At 27.8% G+C, this 19,317-nt stretch carries 18 protein-coding genes; 15 read left to right on the forward strand and 3 right to left on the reverse strand.

The annotated features are described in order from the left end of the window. The first annotated feature begins 30 nt into the window (after positions 1 to 30). From V6E76_RS00345 to V6E76_RS00375, 7 genes are all read left to right on the forward strand, one after another. Positions 31 to 1,860 (forward strand): hypothetical protein, encoded by a 1,830-nt coding sequence (locus tag V6E76_RS00345; RefSeq protein WP_247347958.1) that lies wholly within the window; start codon positions 31 to 33, stop codon positions 1,858 to 1,860. A 136-nt stretch (positions 1,861 to 1,996) separates the two neighbouring features. Beyond that, a complete protein-coding gene (locus V6E76_RS00350) occupies positions 1,997 to 3,175 on the forward strand; it encodes an ATP-grasp domain-containing protein (RefSeq protein WP_166626545.1) in 1,179 nt (392 codons plus the stop codon). A gap of 70 nt (positions 3,176 to 3,245) precedes the next feature. Continuing rightward, on the forward strand, positions 3,246 to 3,719 hold the full coding sequence (locus tag V6E76_RS00355) for a hypothetical protein (RefSeq protein WP_247347960.1): 474 nt from the start codon (positions 3,246 to 3,248) through the stop codon (positions 3,717 to 3,719). A gap of 130 nt (positions 3,720 to 3,849) precedes the next feature. Beyond that, positions 3,850 to 4,254, forward strand: coding sequence for a hypothetical protein (locus V6E76_RS00360; protein ID WP_499797675.1), 405 nt, complete (start codon positions 3,850 to 3,852; stop codon positions 4,252 to 4,254). Next, a complete protein-coding gene (locus V6E76_RS00365) occupies positions 4,254 to 4,637 on the forward strand; it encodes a hypothetical protein (RefSeq protein WP_247347964.1) in 384 nt (127 codons plus the stop codon). The genes V6E76_RS00360 and V6E76_RS00365 overlap by 1 nt, the downstream gene beginning before the upstream one ends. 5 nt (positions 4,638 to 4,642) lie before the next feature. After that, on the forward strand, positions 4,643 to 4,969 hold the full coding sequence (locus V6E76_RS00370) for a hypothetical protein (RefSeq protein ID WP_166626548.1): 327 nt from the start codon (positions 4,643 to 4,645) through the stop codon (positions 4,967 to 4,969). A 213-nt stretch (positions 4,970 to 5,182) separates the two neighbouring features. Then, on the forward strand, positions 5,183 to 5,980 hold the full coding sequence (locus V6E76_RS00375; protein WP_166626549.1) for a hypothetical protein: 798 nt from the start codon (positions 5,183 to 5,185) through the stop codon (positions 5,978 to 5,980). Between the two features lie 134 nt (positions 5,981 to 6,114). Here V6E76_RS00375 and V6E76_RS00380 read toward each other — a convergent pair whose 3' ends face one another. The 3 genes from V6E76_RS00380 to V6E76_RS00390 all read right to left on the reverse strand — a co-directional run bounded on the left by V6E76_RS00380 (position 6,115) and on the right by V6E76_RS00390 (position 9,981). Beyond that, positions 6,115 to 8,082 carry a hypothetical protein gene (locus tag V6E76_RS00380; RefSeq protein WP_247347967.1) on the reverse strand — a complete coding sequence of 656 codons (1,968 nt, stop codon included), beginning with the start codon at positions 8,080 to 8,082 and terminating at the stop codon, positions 6,115 to 6,117. 200 nt (positions 8,083 to 8,282) lie between these two features. Then, entirely contained in the window at positions 8,283 to 9,500 is a 1,218-nt protein-coding gene (locus V6E76_RS00385; RefSeq protein ID WP_247347977.1) for an ATP-grasp domain-containing protein, read from the reverse strand. A 46-nt stretch (positions 9,501 to 9,546) separates the two neighbouring features. Then, positions 9,547 to 9,981, reverse strand: a complete 435-nt coding sequence (locus V6E76_RS00390; protein WP_247347978.1) for a GNAT family N-acetyltransferase — start codon at positions 9,979 to 9,981, stop codon at positions 9,547 to 9,549. Between the two features lie 130 nt (positions 9,982 to 10,111). Here V6E76_RS00390 and V6E76_RS00395 point away from each other — a divergent pair, with 130 nt between their 5' ends. The 8 genes from V6E76_RS00395 to V6E76_RS00430 all read left to right on the forward strand — a co-directional run bounded on the left by V6E76_RS00395 (position 10,112) and on the right by V6E76_RS00430 (position 19,213). Next, entirely contained in the window at positions 10,112 to 10,915 is an 804-nt protein-coding gene (locus V6E76_RS00395; RefSeq protein ID WP_499797676.1) for a hypothetical protein, read from the forward strand. Positions 10,916 to 10,944: 29 nt separating this feature from the next. After that, complete coding sequence (locus V6E76_RS00400; RefSeq protein ID WP_247347982.1) at positions 10,945 to 11,436, forward strand: hypothetical protein; 492 nt, start codon at positions 10,945 to 10,947, stop codon at positions 11,434 to 11,436. Between the two features lie 2 nt (positions 11,437 to 11,438). Next, the gene (locus V6E76_RS00405) at positions 11,439 to 12,305 is read left to right on the forward strand and encodes a GW dipeptide domain-containing protein (RefSeq protein WP_247347984.1); all 867 of its coding nucleotides are present in this window, start codon (positions 11,439 to 11,441) and stop codon (positions 12,303 to 12,305) included. Then, positions 12,292 to 14,457 (forward strand): glycosyltransferase family 2 protein, encoded by a 2,166-nt coding sequence (locus tag V6E76_RS00410; protein ID WP_247347986.1) that lies wholly within the window; start codon positions 12,292 to 12,294, stop codon positions 14,455 to 14,457. Before V6E76_RS00405 ends, V6E76_RS00410 begins: the two co-directional genes overlap by 14 nt. Positions 14,458 to 14,509: 52 nt before the next feature. Further along, the gene (locus V6E76_RS00415) at positions 14,510 to 16,441 is read left to right on the forward strand and encodes a hypothetical protein (RefSeq protein WP_499797677.1); all 1,932 of its coding nucleotides are present in this window, start codon (positions 14,510 to 14,512) and stop codon (positions 16,439 to 16,441) included. 30 nt (positions 16,442 to 16,471) lie between these two features. Continuing rightward, entirely contained in the window at positions 16,472 to 17,284 is an 813-nt protein-coding gene (locus V6E76_RS00420) for a glycosyl transferase (protein ID WP_247347990.1), read from the forward strand. Positions 17,285 to 17,364: 80 nt separating this feature from the next. Continuing rightward, positions 17,365 to 18,801: a hypothetical protein gene (locus tag V6E76_RS00425; protein ID WP_247347992.1), complete on the forward strand. Its 1,437-nt coding sequence runs from the start codon at positions 17,365 to 17,367 to the stop codon at positions 18,799 to 18,801. Between the two features lie 43 nt (positions 18,802 to 18,844). Then, entirely contained in the window at positions 18,845 to 19,213 is a 369-nt protein-coding gene (locus V6E76_RS00430) for a hypothetical protein (protein WP_247347994.1), read from the forward strand. The last annotated feature ends 104 nt before the right edge of the window (positions 19,214 to 19,317 follow it).

Here is a 19,317-nt window from a genome sequence, read left to right on the forward strand (position 1 = left end):
TGAGGGGTAATTTGATTACGGGGTGCAATAATGAGGATTAATGAATTGAAATATAATTCAAGTTACGTGATTAGTGAGTGGAACTTAGATAGTGTTCTTTCACAGTTTAAATCTGTAAGCATAGAGAAGATCAAACTATACTATGATGAAGCAGTTGATATTACACAAGTTCAAGATGGTAATGATTCTATCACTATGATTGGGTATTGTTTCGATATTAGGGATGGAAATAAAGATTCTAAAGATATATTATTGGACATTTTAAATACTGATAATTTAGAAGAAGAATTGGATTTTATAAATGGTAGGTACAACTTTATAATTCAAATTAATTCTACAGTAAAAATTTACAGTGATGCGTCACAATTGAGACCATTGGTATACCATGAGGAAAGTAAAACTTTGGCTTCTCATGACTCCTTATTAAAAGAAATTTTAGCTGTATATGAAATTGAAGTAGAGCAAAGAAGTCCAGGGTTTCACACTGAGTTAGACTTTACTAGATTTAAAGATATATATAAGTTTAACCCAAGTCTGTTTCTTGATTACACAAACTTTGAGTTTACAAGGTTTTATCCGAGGGAAAACTTAATTAGACAATCAAGTCAAGAAATATTCAAGGAAATGAAGCCTTATCTAGATCAAAGTAGAATTTATTTAGAAAATATCGATAACGATAAATTTGTATCAGTGACAGCAGGTATTGATTCGCGAGTGTCAGCAGCTTTAACTCGAGACTTTAGCAACGAAATGGAGTATCTAACTTATACTCAATCGAGAAAAAGATTAGCGACAAAAATGGCAAAAAAAATATATAAAATCGATGAAAAAATCACGACTGATATGAGAGATTATTTAGGATGGAATCATAGTATAATTAAATTGTCTGATTATACTCCATCAAAAGATGAGATCAAAGAGTTAAATAAAATTTATAATTCTAAGCATGCTTATGCTTTAGCCAACTATTATAAAAACAAAAAATATAATAAAGCTATACATGTGAAATCTACTGTTTTCGGTATGGGTAAAGCTGATTTCCCTTCAGATTTAGACCAACAGGAAGATACATTTGACTTTTATAAAAAATGTGTTCATGGCTTACCACAGAGATTCTTTGACCATGCTGATTTCGATCAGGAAGTAGAAGCATATTTTGAAAGAAACTTAATTAATGAAGGTGTAACCAAAGGCAGGCATTATTTTGATTTGTTCCATTTAGAATCACGGATGGGAAACTGGCATAGCATGCTGACCTTAGAAACAGATCCAGAAACTGAAGAATTTATATTTACCAACTGTAGAAAGATGATTGATTTTATTCAGAGTCCACCAACTCAAGAAAAAAGAGATTTTGATTTATATAAAGAAATCATTGAAAATTACTGGCCAGTACTTTTACAATTTGGAATTAATTCAGCCTCACCTGTTAAAAATAAAGAAACTTTGACGGATGAAGAAGATCATTTTGAAAGTTTGGTTGTTAACAAGGTTAAACTTAAAGAAATTAATAAAACAGTCTTTAATCAAGATGGAGATTCACTGATAATAAAACCAGATGGTAATTTAGTAAATATTTATGATTCTTATAGTTTTTCACTTGAACATGAAGATATTGAAAATAACAGTATTAGAACTATTACATTAAATAGCTTTTATAGAAACACAAAAGCAAAGAACAAAATAAATGTTATAGTAAAACAAGAAAATGATATAAAGGTCTACGATATACTTGATTTGAACAAAGGAATTGATTTTTCTTTAGGTAGAAAACCGCTTGTTATCAATATCGTATATATGGCGAACTTTACCACTAAAACTTGGGTGGATGCAGGTAGAATTAAAGTGGACATTAAATAAGAACCTTATTGGTTCTTATTTTTTGTTGAATAAATTCTCAATTAATCATTTATAGTAAACAATATTAATGGTTAATTTGTTAAACTTAAGATATAACTTTATAGAGATCATATAACATCAGATTCGGGGTAATGATATGAATGAGAAGATACTAAGCGAAATATTGTCAAAAGTTAGTACTTTACCAAAAAATGATTATGGGACGGATATTACTCAAGATTTGTTTGAAGTTACTAAAAATGAATTGAATGAATTAGAAATAAAGTTTGAACCATATATTTATAAGCAAAAAGAACGTTTGAAAATTTTCTATACAAAAGATGATTACTTTAAGTACAGTAAAAATTTTTATAACAACAATAGTATGTTTGGTTTTAAAATTTCAAATGACAAAATGTTAACGGAAAAATTCTTAAAGCTTGCTAATGTACCGACTACAAATTCAATTAAATTATCAGCTAATCAGTTTGAAAAAGGAATGGAATACTTGGTTGATAATCCTAGTCCTAAAGTTGTTAAACCGATAAACTTGGCTAATGGCAGAGGTGTGTTTGTAGATGTAACTACAGATAATTTCAGGGAAGTTTGGGAACAATGTGTCTCAATACAGAAGCAACGCAAAGTTAAGTATCCAAAAGTTCTTATACAAGACATGGTTACTGGATTTGAAGTGAGGGTAATCGTAGTTGAAGGCAAGGTGTTATCTGCAACTTTAAGGACACCGCCTTATGTTATTGGTGATGGAAACAATACAATTGCTGATTTGATAAATGAAAAGAATAAAATTAGATCATCGAATGAATATTTTAGAAATAAGGATTTAAAGCAAGATGAGAAGGTTATAGATTACTTGTCTTCAAAGCAACAAAATTTAGATACGGTCTTAAAGGAAAATGAATTGTGCATTACATACCCAATCTCGAATCTTGTGAATGGTGGAGAAAATATAGTAGTCACACATTTATTGAATGACAAAATTCTTAAAACAGCCCAAGATGCAGTAATCGCAATCCCTGGGATTCATACTGCTGGTGTGGATGTATTGATTGATAGTTTAGAAACTGAAACTCCCACGATACTTGAAGTCAATAAGGCGCCAGCTTTACAGCTGAATTACTATCCCTATATAGGAGAACCACAGTCACCACTTAAATATATATTTTCTTCACTTGTTTTAGAGCAAAAAATTATTAATAATCAGTTGGATATAAACAACTTAAACGAATTTGAATTTAATATTTTGATAAATAGGTATAAATATTTATTCAGAAAGCAAAAGACACTATCAACGATTATCGGAAATATTAAAAATTAGTAACATTTTGCTTGTATTGTTTGATAATATTAAATTGTATTTAAATTTTCTTACTAGGAGATGAAGTTCTATGAAATTTAAAACTTTTTTATTACTTAGTTCAACCCTATTGTTTTTAGCAGCGTGTAGTGATGAAAATGAGAGTTCTGAAGAAACAACATCTGAAGATACTACAACAGAAGAAACATCTGCAGATACTACTGAATCAACAGATGAGACAGAAACTTCAGAAGAAGGAACTGAGTCAATTTCAGAATCCGGAGATAATCTTCTAGATATAGAAAATTCTGAAGCGGGATGGGTTAATTTCGCTGGAGAATTAAAAGGTAGTCCAGATTATAAAGTCACTCCTGAATTACCATATGATTCATCTTCCCATTATGAGTTAAACATTGGAGCATACGTGTCATACTTTAGTAATGGAGAGTTCTTAGAAACAGTACAAACTTCTAGTGGCCCAATCAATCAAGTTGAAGGTGCAGATTCTATTAGAGTGAGCTATCATAATTCATTCGAAGAAAACATAAGTCTGACAGAGCAATAGAATTTATTGAAATATTTGTACCATAACTTTCTTAGTTATGGTGCTTTTTTGGAGGCAAAGAATTGAATAATAATGATTTGGAATACATTTATAATAATATTCCTTATGAAAAAATATTTATAAAAACAAAGTGAACTATAATCTACCTGCGATGCATATAGAAGCACTTAAAAGTATTAAATTTAATTATAAATTAAATTCTGCAAAATATAATTATCAAAAGACTATTGATATATTGAGAAAAAATGGTACTAGTATAACGAGAGTACAACCTCCTAGATACCTTTCAAACGGTAGATTAGGAAATAGAATACTAGTTAATAAATTATCAACCGAACAACTACTAAATAAGTTTGATATACCTACACCCAGATCAAAAGTTTATAGTATAGATGAAATGCTACAGGCTAAAGAAGTATTTTTTAGTAATAATATAAATTCAAAAGCTGTGATTAAACCTTATTCTGGTAGTCTAGGTAAGGGTGTAATAGTCAATATTCCAGAGATCGTTTTGAATTTAATTGGAAAGAACTAGTGAATACTCAAAAAAATTTAAATAAAGTAATTGTTCAGGATTATTTAGAAGGATTTGAAGCCAGAGCAACAGTAATAGAGGGGCATTTAAATTCAGTAACCGTTAGGGTTCCACCTTTTGTCAAAGGTGATGGTAAACATAGCATAGAAAATCTTATCGATATAAAAAATGAAGAAAGAAATATTTGTAAAGTTCTATCACTAGCTAAAATTAAAACTACATCTGTAATAATTGAATTTTTAAGATCACAACAGTTATCATTAGATTACGTTCCCAAAAAAGACGAGTATATACTTTTAAATTCTGTGTCGAATTTCAGTTATGGTGGGGAATTAATAAACGGTACTGATCTTGTTGGAGATGAAATAAAGAAACGGCATTGAATGCAGTGGCAAGCATACCAGGTTTTTATACAGCGGGTGTGGACCTTATGTTGTCATCATTTGAAGATGTATCACCGAAAGTAATTGAGATAAACTCATATCCTATGTTAGGAATTGCAGTATTTCCAACTTATGGACCTACAACAACGCCTTCTAAAGATTATTTTAGGGCAGTTGTTGCAAGAGATCAATTTATGAATGACACATCAAATTCGTATGAAATAGAAAACAGTGATACATACTTAAAAACCTATTTTAAATTCGATAGAAGAAGGACTGCTTTATATGAAAAATTCTATGTTGAATTATCTGAAATATACGTAAATCAATAATTCTAGTATATAGGTATTCATGACTGAAGTTATAGTTATGATTACCTATTTTTCTGCTATTTCTTTGACATATTGGATGAACTGTTGAAGATATCTACTAAGTAAAGTGTCTAATCGAAATTTTTCTTATGAATATTGATAATAATTATATGGTATATTTAAATGTACAAATCATTGAATAAATAATTATATTATTCATAGGAGAGTGATTTTTTGATTAAATATGAAGAGTTAAGTAAAGAGTTATTAGTAGAAAATAACGGACAGGGAATGGAAATAGTACACAATGAAGAATCTTTCTTTTTTCTAGTGAATATAGTTGAAGGAAGTGACAAACTGATAGCGTTGTCAGGAGGGGCATTAGATCAAAAAAAGAAAAGTCCACCTGTATATATGCGATCAAAATGGAAAGATGAAATAAAATATAATTCTATATACATAGATGATAGAACTATACACGGTAACAATCTTAAAATAGGTTGGGGTGTTGGTAATAGAGACCGACATTTTTTAAAAGATTATGTTGTAATAATAAAAAAGATTGCTGATATATTAGGAATCAAAGCTAATAATACCATGTACTATGGATCTTCAATGGGTGGCTTAATGTCTGTAATTATGGCAACAATGCATAAGGATTCTTTTGCAGTTATTGATAACCCACAAACAAACATATTTAATTATTATCAATCATACGTTGATAGCTTACGTGAAAAAGCTTTAGATGGAATGACAGTAGAAGAGATTAATAGAGATTTTCCTGAAAGAGTATCAATGATTGATGCAATGCTAAAATATGACAATGTCCCTAGAATTTATTATTATCAAAACAATAAATGCAGTTTTGATATGAAGTACCATTATGGACCATTTAAAAAGCAATTTGAGGAGAATGGCTTTGATGACGGAAAAGTAAGTTATCGATTGTATAGTGATGCGGCTAGGGGACATAGTCCTCAAGTAAAAGTTAAAACGTTAAAAATATTTGATGAAATTTTTAGTGGAATTTGATTCAATATATATACTACAAATTAATAACACGTTAAGGTAATCATTCGAAAAAGCCCCTAAAAAGTCACTATAAAAGTGAAGTCTGAGGGGCTATTTCACTAACTGTCTAATTGATTGGTTTCAGTTCAATACTTTTAAACATGTATTTTACTAGCAGGGCTAGTAACTGCAATCTTTTTAGATATTTTCTGTTTAGATTGATATTCTTCATATGATTTTAGTATAAGTTTTGAAGCAGATTCCCAAGATACTCCTTTGAGGTTTTTGGAAATACTTACTATGATAGATATTTTATCTCCAGATTTCAAATTGAAAATTGTAATATCGTTATTGTGTCTCCAAACACTCATGTCTTCTTCTAAGTATAAAGTGTCATTTACATATATAGAATAAGAAAGCGCACCTCTGTTCTTAGAGCTGTATGAATTATTCAACGCTAGATGCACATGACCTTGAACTTTATTAAAACCTAAGTCTAGTTGAGAGTAGTTTCCTTTTCTCAATGAATGTCGATCAATATATATTGTATTATTGTAATTTATAATTTCTTTAATAATATTATTATCACTATCATATAAGTTATATCTGTTGAAAATATTATCTTTAAATCTTGTATATGGGTTTCTCATAGTATTTCCGTCACTTTGCATCTGTTCATATAAATTGTCAAAGCGGTTATAACCAAAAAAGTTAAGAACAGGATAGTTTCTATTAATTAAATCTCTGAAAAACTTGATTGATTTTCTGGTTTCATATGGAAAAGATAAAGAAATATCAATAAGTGCTCTCATGTTATATGGAATATATGATTGAAATGCTATATCAGTCTCATTAACTATTTCTGCATGCCATCTACCCATTCTACTTTCCCAAAAAGCCAAGTCTAATAGTTGATAATCGAATGGTTCAAAAGAATAGTATTGTTCATTCATGTCATTAGCATACTCTTTTAAATCATCTATATCTTCGGTATTACCTTTGTATTTCCCTAATACGTATAAAACGTAGGAATCATTTATGCTTTGAATTGAATTTTCAGTAGTTGGAGAGATTAGGTATGATCGACCGATTTCAAGTAAATTTGCTCTAATGTGTAATGATTTCTCTTTTGGAAAAGATTGCATATAATAAGGTACTAAAAATTTACCATGAGATCTGAAAACATTCTTTGAAACAGCTTTAGATGCATTATCAGATAAATGATATTTATTATTCTTAAAAAAGTAAAACTCATGATTCAAATCTAAGTTTGCTTTCATTTTTTCTAAAATCACTCTATCAATATCATATGAGGCCTGTGTCCGATTTTGCACTTCTTCAGATTTATCGACTGCTGCATAGGTGAACATTCTTATTTTATCTTTATGATCTTTTAACATCGCTAACGAGATTCTACTATCATTACCACCAGTTAGAGAAAAGGCAATATCATCATAAGTATTTATACAATAATTAATCTGATCCTTCCAAAGTTTTTCAAATAATAAATATTTATCATCAATCGGCATTTCTTTATATTTGTTATTTTGTCTAGGGAAAAAACGTGAAATATTCTTATCATTAAAATTTAATTTAAAATTTGGCATTAAACTTTTAATATTTTCAGCTGGCGACTTATCATAAGTAAAACTAACAGTTGCATATTTCATACCTAAATCTAATGGGTTTGTGGGTATTAAATCTTTAAGTAAATTAAAATGCGAAGCTACTAAATTGTAATCATTTGCGTAATATACACTTCGCATAGCAGTTGCATCTGTATAGATCTCAGCATTATTATCAGTTCCTATTATAACAACATATCTTCCACCTATGAAATATAGAGTGTCTAGGAATGTTTCTTTATTTGATACATAAGATTCTAAAAGGAAATCTGATAACTCAATATTAGTTAAATTTTTATCTTTACCGACATGAACAAAATTGCCATGCAAGATTATAAAATTAGACTCTTTGATTAATATTTGAGGTGTTTCTCTGTCATCGTAACTATAAACATACTTATTAAATATTATTTTTTTTGAATAATAAGATGGTATATTATCGTATTCTTTATCTGCAAATACAAAGCCATATGGGTAATTAAAATTTGAACTTAACATTTGTTGTTTAACCCTCCTAGATTATTCATATACTCAATATATCATACTATTCGTAGCTAAAGATTAAACAAAATTTAGGATTAATTTCAGCTTATATAAGAGATACTAAATTTTGAATGTGTAAAAGTGTACACAACTTAAAAGAGGTTTAGGTAATTTAAATTTGCCTAAACCTCTTTTATCAACTTCAAAATATTAAATTACAAACTGGTACCTTTTTGGGAAATCATCTGTTTGATACTATCTGACAAGACACTTTGCTTTCTATATAGGAATTTATATCTTTCAATAATTGCATTTAGCTCATCTTTGCTAAAATCATCTAGGGCAACTTCTTCATTTAAAATTTTGTCCTCTAATTTCAAATTAGAAAACAGAGTTGCTAGAGGGTCCTGTTTACTACCATACATATTAAAATAATTCACTTGAAAAGCTGGATTCTGATTAACTTCTAGAACAGTACCCTCAGTCGCGTCTAGATTACTAATCATGACATCGACTCCAGCAGTATGAACATTTGGTATTGCAGTAACAGCATCTTCGGCTTGTTTAAATATATTTGGATTAATGAACTCACTAATTTCTATATTATCTCGTCCCGTTGCAATACCAACTTTAGGATATAAAATCAAGTATTCATCATCTGCTAGTATTGAATCTAAAGTTAAATTTCTACTTTTCAAACCAATTTCTAATGCTTCATTAAATTTGTAAGGATTTTTATAATGGAAATTATTCTTCTTTCTCTTTTCATTTTTTTCATTGATTAAGTATTCAATCGTTGAATTGCCATCCCCAACGATATATCCAGGTGCACGCAAGGTAGCTGTATCAGCCTTACCTTCAATAACAGTTACTCTAAGTTCAAGCCCTTCAACTTGATTTTGTATAATGATTAATGGCTTTTTAACATTGTATTGTTTTTGAATCTTAAGATTCTTTTTCCAAGTTGACTCTAAATTAGTGACATCAACATCTCTGAAAGCGCCTAGAGATTGTCTCAAATCTTTAGGTTTTAATACACATTTTACTTCTTGAGAACTCACATATTTAACGGCTTTAGCATATTCACTTGGTTTAAAAAATTTTGTAATAGGGGTTTTTACACCTGCATAAGATAAGAATTGCTCAGTGAGTAATTTGTCATTTGAAATGATTTTTCCTATACCAGTGTTATTGGGATAAAATCCTTTGCTAAAATCTAAGAATGGTTTTTGATTATCGTTAAAAAGTCGTAGAAAGTAACTTTTTTTATACACTGATTTTTTAGGTATTTTTTTGAAATCTATAGACGCATTTTTTAAAGCATGTTGACTTTGAATTAATAAGTCAGTGGTGTCTTCAGGAGAATATTCATTTTCATATCTTTCTTTAATATTCAACTTTTCCATCGTTTGTTTTAATAATAATTCATCCATCGTTTTATACCTCGATTTTTCTTATGTTTTTCTAATTAATTAATATTTATCGATAAAATACCATATCTATATGAGGATGTTGATCAACTACATATTCCTCTGAAACGGGTTTAAATCCATACGACTCATAAAAGTTTTGTAAATAGCTCATAGCAAGAATGTGTATATCTTTAGTAGGATACCTTTCATTTAATACCTCAAAAACCTTATTGATTAATTTTCGGCCACTACCATTACCGCGTTTATGTTTGGCTACAGTTATTCTTCCGAACGAAACATAGTCGGTATAATCTAGAATTCTGCTATATGACCAAATTTCATCATTTTCATCCTCATTGAAAAGGTGTAAAGCATCGTAGTCCTTGCCATCAATATCATTAAAATAGGATTCTTGTTCGACTATAAAGATAGATTCTCTGAGTCTAAAAATTTGTTCTAATTCTCTTGTAGAAAGTTGATCAAAAGATTTTAAGTGCCACATATAAAGCCTCCATAAATAAATTCTTTCTTAATTCTACTATAAAATTAATCAATCCAAGACTTAAAGTGACAACTTTGATAAAATAAATTATAAGATTTTATATAAATGACAAGAATAATAGGTGATACCATTGATAATTAATGAATTTGTCCGTAAGAGATTTAATGAATATAAGCCTCTTGTAAATATTTTGATATTGGAAAAACAGAACATTAACATTTATAGTTCATTAGAAAATGAACTAATTATTGAGCAAACTAATAATATCCAATTTCAATTGCTAGAACTAATTGAATTGGTATCTAATAATGTTTTTAGAGTAAAGCTCCCAAATGGTAAAAAGGGATATTTCACACCTATAGATAGTGTTGTAGTACTACCTAAGAAAACAAAACAAGTACGAATTTCAAGAGATGCAAACTTTAGTAATTCAATAAATAAATACTTGGGTATAGATGAGACACACTTTGTGAATAATATGCATAGAGTTGTATTTTCAAGCCAATATGCAATTTTTAAAGAAGAGGTTTACGAATGTCTTACGTATGTAGATGAAATTATCGCATTTGTAAAACCAAGTGAAGTAAATGTAATGCACAGATATGAACAGCCATTTAAAGTAACAACAGATACAACGATTTACAGAGATAGTACAATGAAAAAACCTGTTACTACATTTTTAAAAGGTGAAAAATCTCATACAAGCCAATACGTGATTATTGAAGAAAAAAAGTTAAGGTTTAAGGATAATGGGAAAATATATTGGCTAAACCTCGAAGATACAGATTTAAGCATAGAAATTGATCAAGAGAAATATGATAATTTAAATGAGTTAATATTAGACTCTATAATACATCAATACGCTTTAAAAGTTGAAAATTATCATAAATACTACCAAAAGATTCTAAATAAACAGTCCAAAAATAGTGGGTGAAATAATTGAGATTATCAAAATATAAAAGTATGTTTGAAAAAGAATTTATAAATGATATAAAACCACCTAAAAATTATTATTTAATGTTAAAAAGAGCTAAAGGTGATATTGAATATGAAATAAAAAGTGAGTATTTCTATGGAATACAGCCACCAATTTCATATGAAAAAGTAAATAATCAGCTGAATGTAACTGTTAAAAAACATACTATTAAAACACTATATTTAACTTATCTTACCTTAGATACTAAATTTAAAAATGTTCCGCAGGAAACCTTTGTAGATTTAGAAAACAGTCGAAAATTTTATATTAATATTGACGTAACTGCAAATTCAAGTGTAGAAGTTATACCGTTTATAATACAATATGATACGTTTGGGAAAAAAAACATGAAAAGAATAACACGGCCAATGGAATACTTTGAAGCTGATGATGATGTTATAAAACTGAGATTAGTATTCAAAATTAAAGGACATGGGAATTTTATTATAAGAAGTATAAAAAGAAGAGATGTGAACTGACTATGGATATTTCAATAAATACTGTTTATGAAGAAGATTTTAAAATTAATCAAACAAAATTATATTTTTGTAACGAATTAAATACTAAGTTAATTTATGAAAGTATGCATACTTTGAAAGTTACGGGAATAGCGAGTTCCATTAACGGTAAAATTATTGAGGTAATTTCTAGACGAATTAAAGAAAAGAAAGATTACTTTAAAATTAAAATAGGGGATGACGTAATTGGGTGGATAGCACTTACTAATTCACCTAGAATTTATAGAATACCTAAGATTACTGGTAAAGTTATCGAGGGAAATATAGAGACTTATAATAATTTTGGCTATAGAATCAGAGAATTTATAAATAAATTACTAGAAGCGAGATATTATTTTGAAGAGGAAAATAAAAAATATTTTCTTATAAATCGAGTGGGCCACCGTGACTTAAATATCCCAGTATTATCCCGTGACTTTTATAAGTACATTGTACCTAAAATTGAAACGTATATTGATATAGGAAAAGGTGAAAAACTATATAAATCAAGCACAAACAAAGAAGTTATCGGGGAAATAGAATCTGATAATAAAGTAGAAGTGGTAGGGTACTATGAGAAACTGGAAGAAGTAAAAATTAAATATAATAGTAAATCTTTTTGGATAAAAAAAGATGTCAATTTTTTACATTATAATGACAGTTTTGCAATAACTAGTTTAGAGTTGATCGATCAAATTATGTATCTGAAGACTAATTCTTATATACAAAAAATGAAATTAGATTCTCAAGAGAAAAGAATTCAGAAAATCAAAGAGAATGTCGCCATAACTAATGACTTACAACAATTATATTTAACAAGATACTTAGGTGATCAAAATGATACTGAATGATGTAGTTACACTAGAAAATAATTATAATCTAATACCTAACAACAAAAGTATTTTAAACTTTGGTCTTAAATTAAAAGATACAAAAATATTCACTTTGAAAGGTACTAACTTTTCAGAAGAAATTTCGGTATTAGATAAAAAGTTAGTATGCGAAGAAATTGAAGAATCAAATTTAGTCATTTTATCTGAACCATTTGCAACTGACATTGAAGAATTTGAATTGAAAAAGTTTATAGATAGATATAAAGAAATGGTAGAGAAAGCAAATTCTTTAAATATACCCATCGTACATATTGTCACAAACAACACTTGGTTTATGTTATTTAAGGAAATAATAGATTCTAATGATGTTCCTGTTTATTTGAGAAATAAAGATTACACTTACCTAAAAAATAATATAGGGGAAATCGAATTTCATATAGTTGAAGATTTTTTTCTTTTAAAAGATTTTCATCATTATTCTAATGAGATTACAGATAATATTTTAGTTGATTTAACAGCTTTTCAAAAAGTAGATAATTTTTATACACAAACGATTAATTCACTTTTTGATATCGTCCCTAATTTTAAAAATGTAACAATTTTACTATCCGATGATTCCCATATGCCCAATATTGACAACGAAAAAATTACAGTTAGTTATCAAAGTGATGGAGTAAATATTGATAGTTATACTTATGTTTTATTACTTAACAACACTCCATATAGTGATGAGAGTATATACAAAGCAATGTATTATGCAGCAAATTCAAAAGTGTTATTTACAAATTATAATTTCAAACTAAATAATATGATTCCATCAGTAATTTTAAATCTTTCAAGCCATTTAGATATCGTAATGCCATTAAGTAAATCTGATGCGTTTGATATTATGAATGAAAATAGAAATACAGTATTATACAAATTTACATCAATTAATTTGATTGAAAGAATCTATAATAATATTTTTGATATGAAATTGATTGAACCTTTATTTTTAGATAATTCTTTGAAAAACTTTGAGGGTAACTTGTTTATATTTAGAGATAAAACAAGTAATGCCAAGACTCATTTAAATGATTTCAAATATGATCTTGAGCAAACTCTAGCATTCCCAATTATATTTCTAGGGGAAAAAAATGTTGCATTCAAAGATTCTTCGATTCTCACAAATAAAGTTTGTAATGAAAAGTTTGTTATTAAACATGCAAACAGAGATATTGCAGTACCTAACTTAGATGAAAAAGTTAGTGTTATTGTACCAATACATAACAATGGTAAATATCTTAAATATAAATGTTTTAGATCATTGAAATCTTTATCTCGCTTTAATGAAATGGAAATAATATTCATTGACGATGGTAGTACAGATTTTGAAACATTAAGAATTATCGATGACATAATATCTTCCAACGATGGTATAGTTTTTAAAAGATACGAGAATGGATCAGGGAGTGCTTCCAGACCTAGAAATGAAGGTGTGTATCTTGCGTCTACAAATCTAATTACTTATCTAGACCCCGATAATGAAACTATAGACGATGGACATTCAACTCTGCTTACTGAAATGCTAAATGATGAGTCACTAGATATGGTTGTCGGCAACATAGTAAGGGAAGATAATAATAAGAGAAACGCGATCAAGTATTCTACCAAAGTACAAAATGCAATAAAGTCTGACATAATTGAAGATACAAAAGAAACCTTAATTAAAACTAATTTAACTGTACAAAGTATACAGGGATTAATCGTCAAGAAAAATATTATTATTAATAATGACATTATTATGGTGGAAGGTGCAGCAGGTCAGGATACCCTCTACTTTCAAGAATTAATTTTAAATTGTGAAAACGTTAAAGTCGTTGACCATATGATTCATTCCTATTATGCATATGTAGAAGGCTCTGTAACTAATACCGTTACTCATCGATTTTTTGAGAAATTCTATAAAGTAGAACAAGAACGTATTAAATTTTTAGTTAAAGAAGATTTAATTGATCATTATATGAAGATTAAATTCAATTTTTATTTTAAAAAATGGTATTTCACCAAATTTTTACAAGTAGATGATTATGATAAAGAAAAATCACTTTCGTTTCTTAAAAAAATTGTCTCTTTATATCATGATTATGAGGATTTTATCGATGAAGATATCAAAGAATTCCTGAGTTGAATAAAGATACATTCGCTTTACATTTTTAATAATTGTGAGGTTGGTTATGTATATGATTAAAAAACCAAAATTATATCCATTAGGTTTTATTTTAACAGACAGAGTTATTCGAAATGTACCTAAATACTACAAACAAATTAAAATAAGTGAATATTACTATTACCATGATAATATATCACCAGTGAAAATCTTTAAGAAAGAAAATTTCGAAATAATTATACATGGTCATATTGTGTATACAGACTTTGAAACAACAATTGATGGTGAAGAACTATTATCTAAACTATTAGATGAGTATTTAACTAATTATGAAGTATTTTTAAGTTCAACAGATTTTCTTGCTGGAAGATATGTAATTATGATTATTGGTCCCGCAGTTTTTGATGTATTTCAAGATGCGGTTGGTGCAAGAAGTGTGTATTATATGTTAAATGAGAATGTATTATCGTCACATTTATATTTAATTGAAGATAATTATGAATGTGAACTACACACATTAACGTCAAAAATTAAAGGTCTAGACAAATATTTTACAACAACCCAGTTCGAAAACATTAAAAGTATGCTTCCTAATTTTAAATTAGACTTTACAAAAAAAAAATTACAAAGGTTTTTTCCGAGAGATTTTAATAAATATAGTAAAATGTCAGATGATGAAAAAATAAGTAAGATTATATTTTTATGGAAAAAACAAGTTAAATATTATTCCAAAAATTATAATGCTGTACAGTCATTAAGCGGCGGTAATGATAGTAGAGTTTCACTTGCAATGTCTTATGATTCAAAGGAAAAAATAGAGTTTTTTACTTATTCCCCTATTAAAGATAGTTTTGATATTGATGACCGATCAAGTTCAATATTAAATTTAGATAGACAGATTGTAGAAAAATTATTAGAAATTACAGAAATTAATCATAAATTTATTCATTACGATGCTTCACTTTTAAATAATGAATATGATAGATACATTAAAAAAAATAGCACTCTTGAACACATTGAACAAAAGAGTGATCTTTTAAAACAATATTTAAAATCATTTACTAAAAAAGATACTATTCATATTAGGGCAAATTTGTTAGAAATTGCACGAGCACATAATATCACAGAACGTAGAAATAATAACTACAAAGAAGTTTTAGATACTATACATCATAGATTAAGAGGAAATAACCTTGATCTATTAAAAAAGGAATTAGAGGCTTATGAAGTTGAAAATATAAAAAATATTAACTATGATGAAGATTTATATGGTTATCATGTATTAGATTTATTTTATTGGGAACTTACTTTGGGGAGATGGCATTCAGAAGTATTAAATAGTAATGACATATTTTTTGATACATTGGTTCCATTTAATTTACGTACAATCATTGAAATTTCATTGTCCTTTAGTTTAAATCAAAGAAAACAGGATTATCTATTTAAAGAGATGATGAATAATACTGTTCCTATATTGAATTTTATAGGTGTAAACCAAGTAGAAAATCTATATGAACAAAGTAAAATAAGACAAAATAAGAGTATATTTGATAACTTTATTGTTAGAAATCATATGAAAAACTATTCAAGAAGGTTAGAATCTCTTAATAATTATCTATATATACCAGAGCGTGATTTATTATCTGGATCAGAAGCGTTAATAGAACTAGAATTTAATTTAGTTGAAGGTATGTTATTAATAGAATTATGGAGTAGATATAAATCTTATGCTGCAAATGGATATCTAAAATACGAAATTCACGTAAATAATCAACTTTTGCTTTATGAAGATTTGTCAAAATGGTCTGCTCCAAATTCAATTTATATTAATAATCTACATCGTGGGGATAAAATTATTGTAAAAGTACTCGCGGATAGAAATTGTCAAGCTAGATCTTGGGAAAGAGCGTCAAAATTGCAAATTAGAAAAGTAGAAGAAATCAAAGGTAGACAAAATGTCAACGAAAGAGTATTGTGCACTAGCCCATATACAAAAATTATATAAAATTATAGAAATCTGATAGGAGAATATAGCTTGGAGAACATAGATTATTCTGATTTATCTAGAGAGTTCATAACAAATCATCAAATGACAGAATTGTGTATTATAAAAGATAATATTGATTACTATTTTAAAGTAAATTTAAAAGTAAACTCAAAACAAGCAGTCGTTTTTTCAAATGGTGCAGCTGATAGAAAAAAAAGTGAACTACCAATTTTTATGAGATCTACCTGGGCAGAGGAAATAAACTCGAATACTATTTTTCTGGATGATAGAACTATTCATGATAGTAGATTAATGATCGGTTGGGGTATTGGTAGAAAGGAAGTACATTATTTAAAAGAAATAGGAATAATTGTAGAAAAAATCTTAGAATGTTTAGGAATTCAGAATGAAGACACTTATTACTATGGATCCTCTGCCGGCGGAATGATGTCAATGATGTTAGCTATTAAGCATAAGGGTTCTACAGCAGTTGTAAATAATCCACAAATGATACCTAATAACTATGCAGAAGGTAAGCCACTAAATTTTATTAGAAATAATTTTTTTAAAGAATACTCAAAAGATGAATTTCTAGATAATTTTAAAGATAGAATATCAGTTCCATATGTGATAATTAATGAGAATTATCTGCCTAGAACATTGTATATTTTAAATAGATTGTCGGAGGGTGACTTTAAAGATCAGTATCTTCCTTTTACTAAGAGTCTTTCGGAAGCAGGTATAGACACTAGTAATATTCAATACTTGATATATAGTAACCAGAAACTTGGACATAATCCATTACCAAAAAATAGAACAATTAATTTAATAAATGCTATTTTAGCTGATACTTTATTATAAAATAACTATTTGAAATTTTGTTACATTTAATTAGATTAACGAATATTCTCATGTAGTAAGAATGGAGTGTTAATTAATAAATGAACAAGAAATATCTGTATAATCCATTTGTTGTTACTAGTAAAGAGTTGAGAAATAATAGTTTTTTTGACAATAAAATAAATTTAGGAAAAACTTATCTCTATTTTAATAATGAAAATAAAATTATAATTGAGCAAAAAAGTAGTGTGAAAATAGTATTACTTGGTTATTTAGTTGATATTAGAAACGGAAATAAATTAGCTAGAGAAATTCTGATTAGTTTAATCGAGTACTACAATCAAGACATTAATTTATTTATTGAGCAATTGGATTATATGAATGGTAGATTTATATTGATCATTTCTGACGATAAAGACACAAAAATTTTTACTGATGCTACTTCAATGTTACCTATTTATTATTATCAAAATTATATATTTAGTTCTCATGAAGTGATAGTTAGGGAAATATTGAAACAAGAATATGAAATTAGTTTAGAAAACTATAATTATGAAATGAAAAATTTTCTTGATTATACTAATACTAAAGAGGTATATAGTTTTAACCCAAATTTATATTTCTCCTTTAGTAAATTCAAATTTAATAGAATATATCCAAGAGATCAATTTGTTGAAAGAGAAGGAAATGAAGTTTTATTAAATATAAAAAAGTATCTTAATACACAAATTAACTGGCTAGATAATAATTATGAAAAAATTTATCTTTCGTTAACTGGCGGATTAGATTCAAAAGTGAGTCTCTCACTTGTAAAACCAATTATAGATAAAATTGAGACATTCACATACATGTATCGATTTAATAAGGATGAAAGTTATAATTTGCTAAATCCATATAAACGAATCTATTATTTAGATAAATTTATAGTAGATAATTTAGTTTATAATTTTAGATTTAAACATAAATATTTTTATTTTGAAGATTACAGTCCTTCTAGTACTTACCTTAACGAACTAAATGAACATGTTAGTTCTCATCATTCCTATACATTAAGTTATATAATTAACAATGAGATTGAACCTAACTCTATACATCTAAAATCAACATTATTTGAGCTAGGTAAACTAATATTTTCTAAAGCCATGGATAATGAGACAGTACTAGAACATATTAGCGTTTGGGCACCGAAAGAAATTAAATCAAATAAAGAAGTACTTATGGAATTATTTTTAAAGTATAAAAATAGAAATCTTACTGATGAAATAATTGAAGGGCATAAAATAACTTCTTTATTATACTGGGAGTTTAGAATGGGCAATTGGCATAGTAGTTTGACTCAAGAAACTGACTTTACTGTGGATATATATAACTTCATCAATAATAGATATATAATTGACCAGATAATGTCTATAAACTCTGAGTTGAGAAAAGAAGCATTTATATTTAAATCTATTGTTAAAGAAAATTGGCCAGCACTAAATTATTTTATAGCTAACTCATTTGAAAATTTAGAAGATGTTATAGGTCATTATAAATAACAAACTAGCTATTAATAAAATCACTAACCGTAGGAGACATTTTATGAATAAGAAAATACCATTACTTACTTTGTTATGTTTATTAACAATTCTCTCTGCCTGCTCTAATTCGAATGGCAACTTAATTGACACTGGGTCGGTTACTGAAGGTAGCTGGGTTAGTTATGATGGAAAAGTAGTGAAAGATGAAGAAATGAGGTCTTCGGAACCAATCGACTATGATCCATCGAATGAATACGAAATCAATCGATCTAGCTATGTGTCTTACTACAATGGTGATGAATTTATTGAAACGATTCAGTATAGTGACGACCCTCCAATGACTTTAGACACTATTGAAGAAGCAGATATTATTGTAATAAGTTTTAATCAATACAATGAAGATACTATTAGCCTAACCGAGGCTAAATAATTTTAAGTCTCTTGAATTCAAGGGACTTATTAATTTTCTATAAGAAAACCAATTCATGTCTAACAGTGAATATACGTGGGTATAAGTTAATATGAACTTTCATA

Source organism: Jeotgalicoccus huakuii, from assembly GCF_036665975.1.
GTDB lineage: Bacteria > Bacillota > Bacilli > Staphylococcales > Salinicoccaceae > Jeotgalicoccus > Jeotgalicoccus marinus.

What these genes read in the sequence shown, in the direction of transcription:
- V6E76_RS00345 (WP_247347958.1), top strand. Translation starts at nt 31, where the DNA reads ATGAGGATTAATGAATTGAAATATAATTCAAGTTACGTGATTAGTGAG.
- V6E76_RS00350 (WP_166626545.1), top strand. Translation starts at nt 1,997, where the DNA reads ATGAATGAGAAGATACTAAGCGAAATATTGTCAAAAGTTAGTACTTTA.
- V6E76_RS00355 (WP_247347960.1), top strand. Translation starts at nt 3,246, where the DNA reads ATGAAATTTAAAACTTTTTTATTACTTAGTTCAACCCTATTGTTTTTA.
- V6E76_RS00380 (WP_247347967.1), bottom strand. Translation starts at nt 8,082, where the DNA reads ATGTTAAGTTCAAATTTTAATTACCCATATGGCTTTGTATTTGCAGAT.
- V6E76_RS00385 (WP_247347977.1), bottom strand. Translation starts at nt 9,500, where the DNA reads ATGGATGAATTATTATTAAAACAAACGATGGAAAAGTTGAATATTAAA.
- V6E76_RS00390 (WP_247347978.1), bottom strand. Translation starts at nt 9,981, where the DNA reads ATGTGGCACTTAAAATCTTTTGATCAACTTTCTACAAGAGAATTAGAA.
- V6E76_RS00400 (WP_247347982.1), top strand. Translation starts at nt 10,945, where the DNA reads ATGTTTGAAAAAGAATTTATAAATGATATAAAACCACCTAAAAATTAT.
- V6E76_RS00405 (WP_247347984.1), top strand. Translation starts at nt 11,439, where the DNA reads ATGGATATTTCAATAAATACTGTTTATGAAGAAGATTTTAAAATTAAT.
- V6E76_RS00410 (WP_247347986.1), top strand. Translation starts at nt 12,292, where the DNA reads ATGATACTGAATGATGTAGTTACACTAGAAAATAATTATAATCTAATA.
- V6E76_RS00415 (WP_499797677.1), top strand. Translation starts at nt 14,510, where the DNA reads ATGATTAAAAAACCAAAATTATATCCATTAGGTTTTATTTTAACAGAC.
- V6E76_RS00425 (WP_247347992.1), top strand. Translation starts at nt 17,365, where the DNA reads ATGAACAAGAAATATCTGTATAATCCATTTGTTGTTACTAGTAAAGAG.
- V6E76_RS00430 (WP_247347994.1), top strand. Translation starts at nt 18,845, where the DNA reads ATGAATAAGAAAATACCATTACTTACTTTGTTATGTTTATTAACAATT.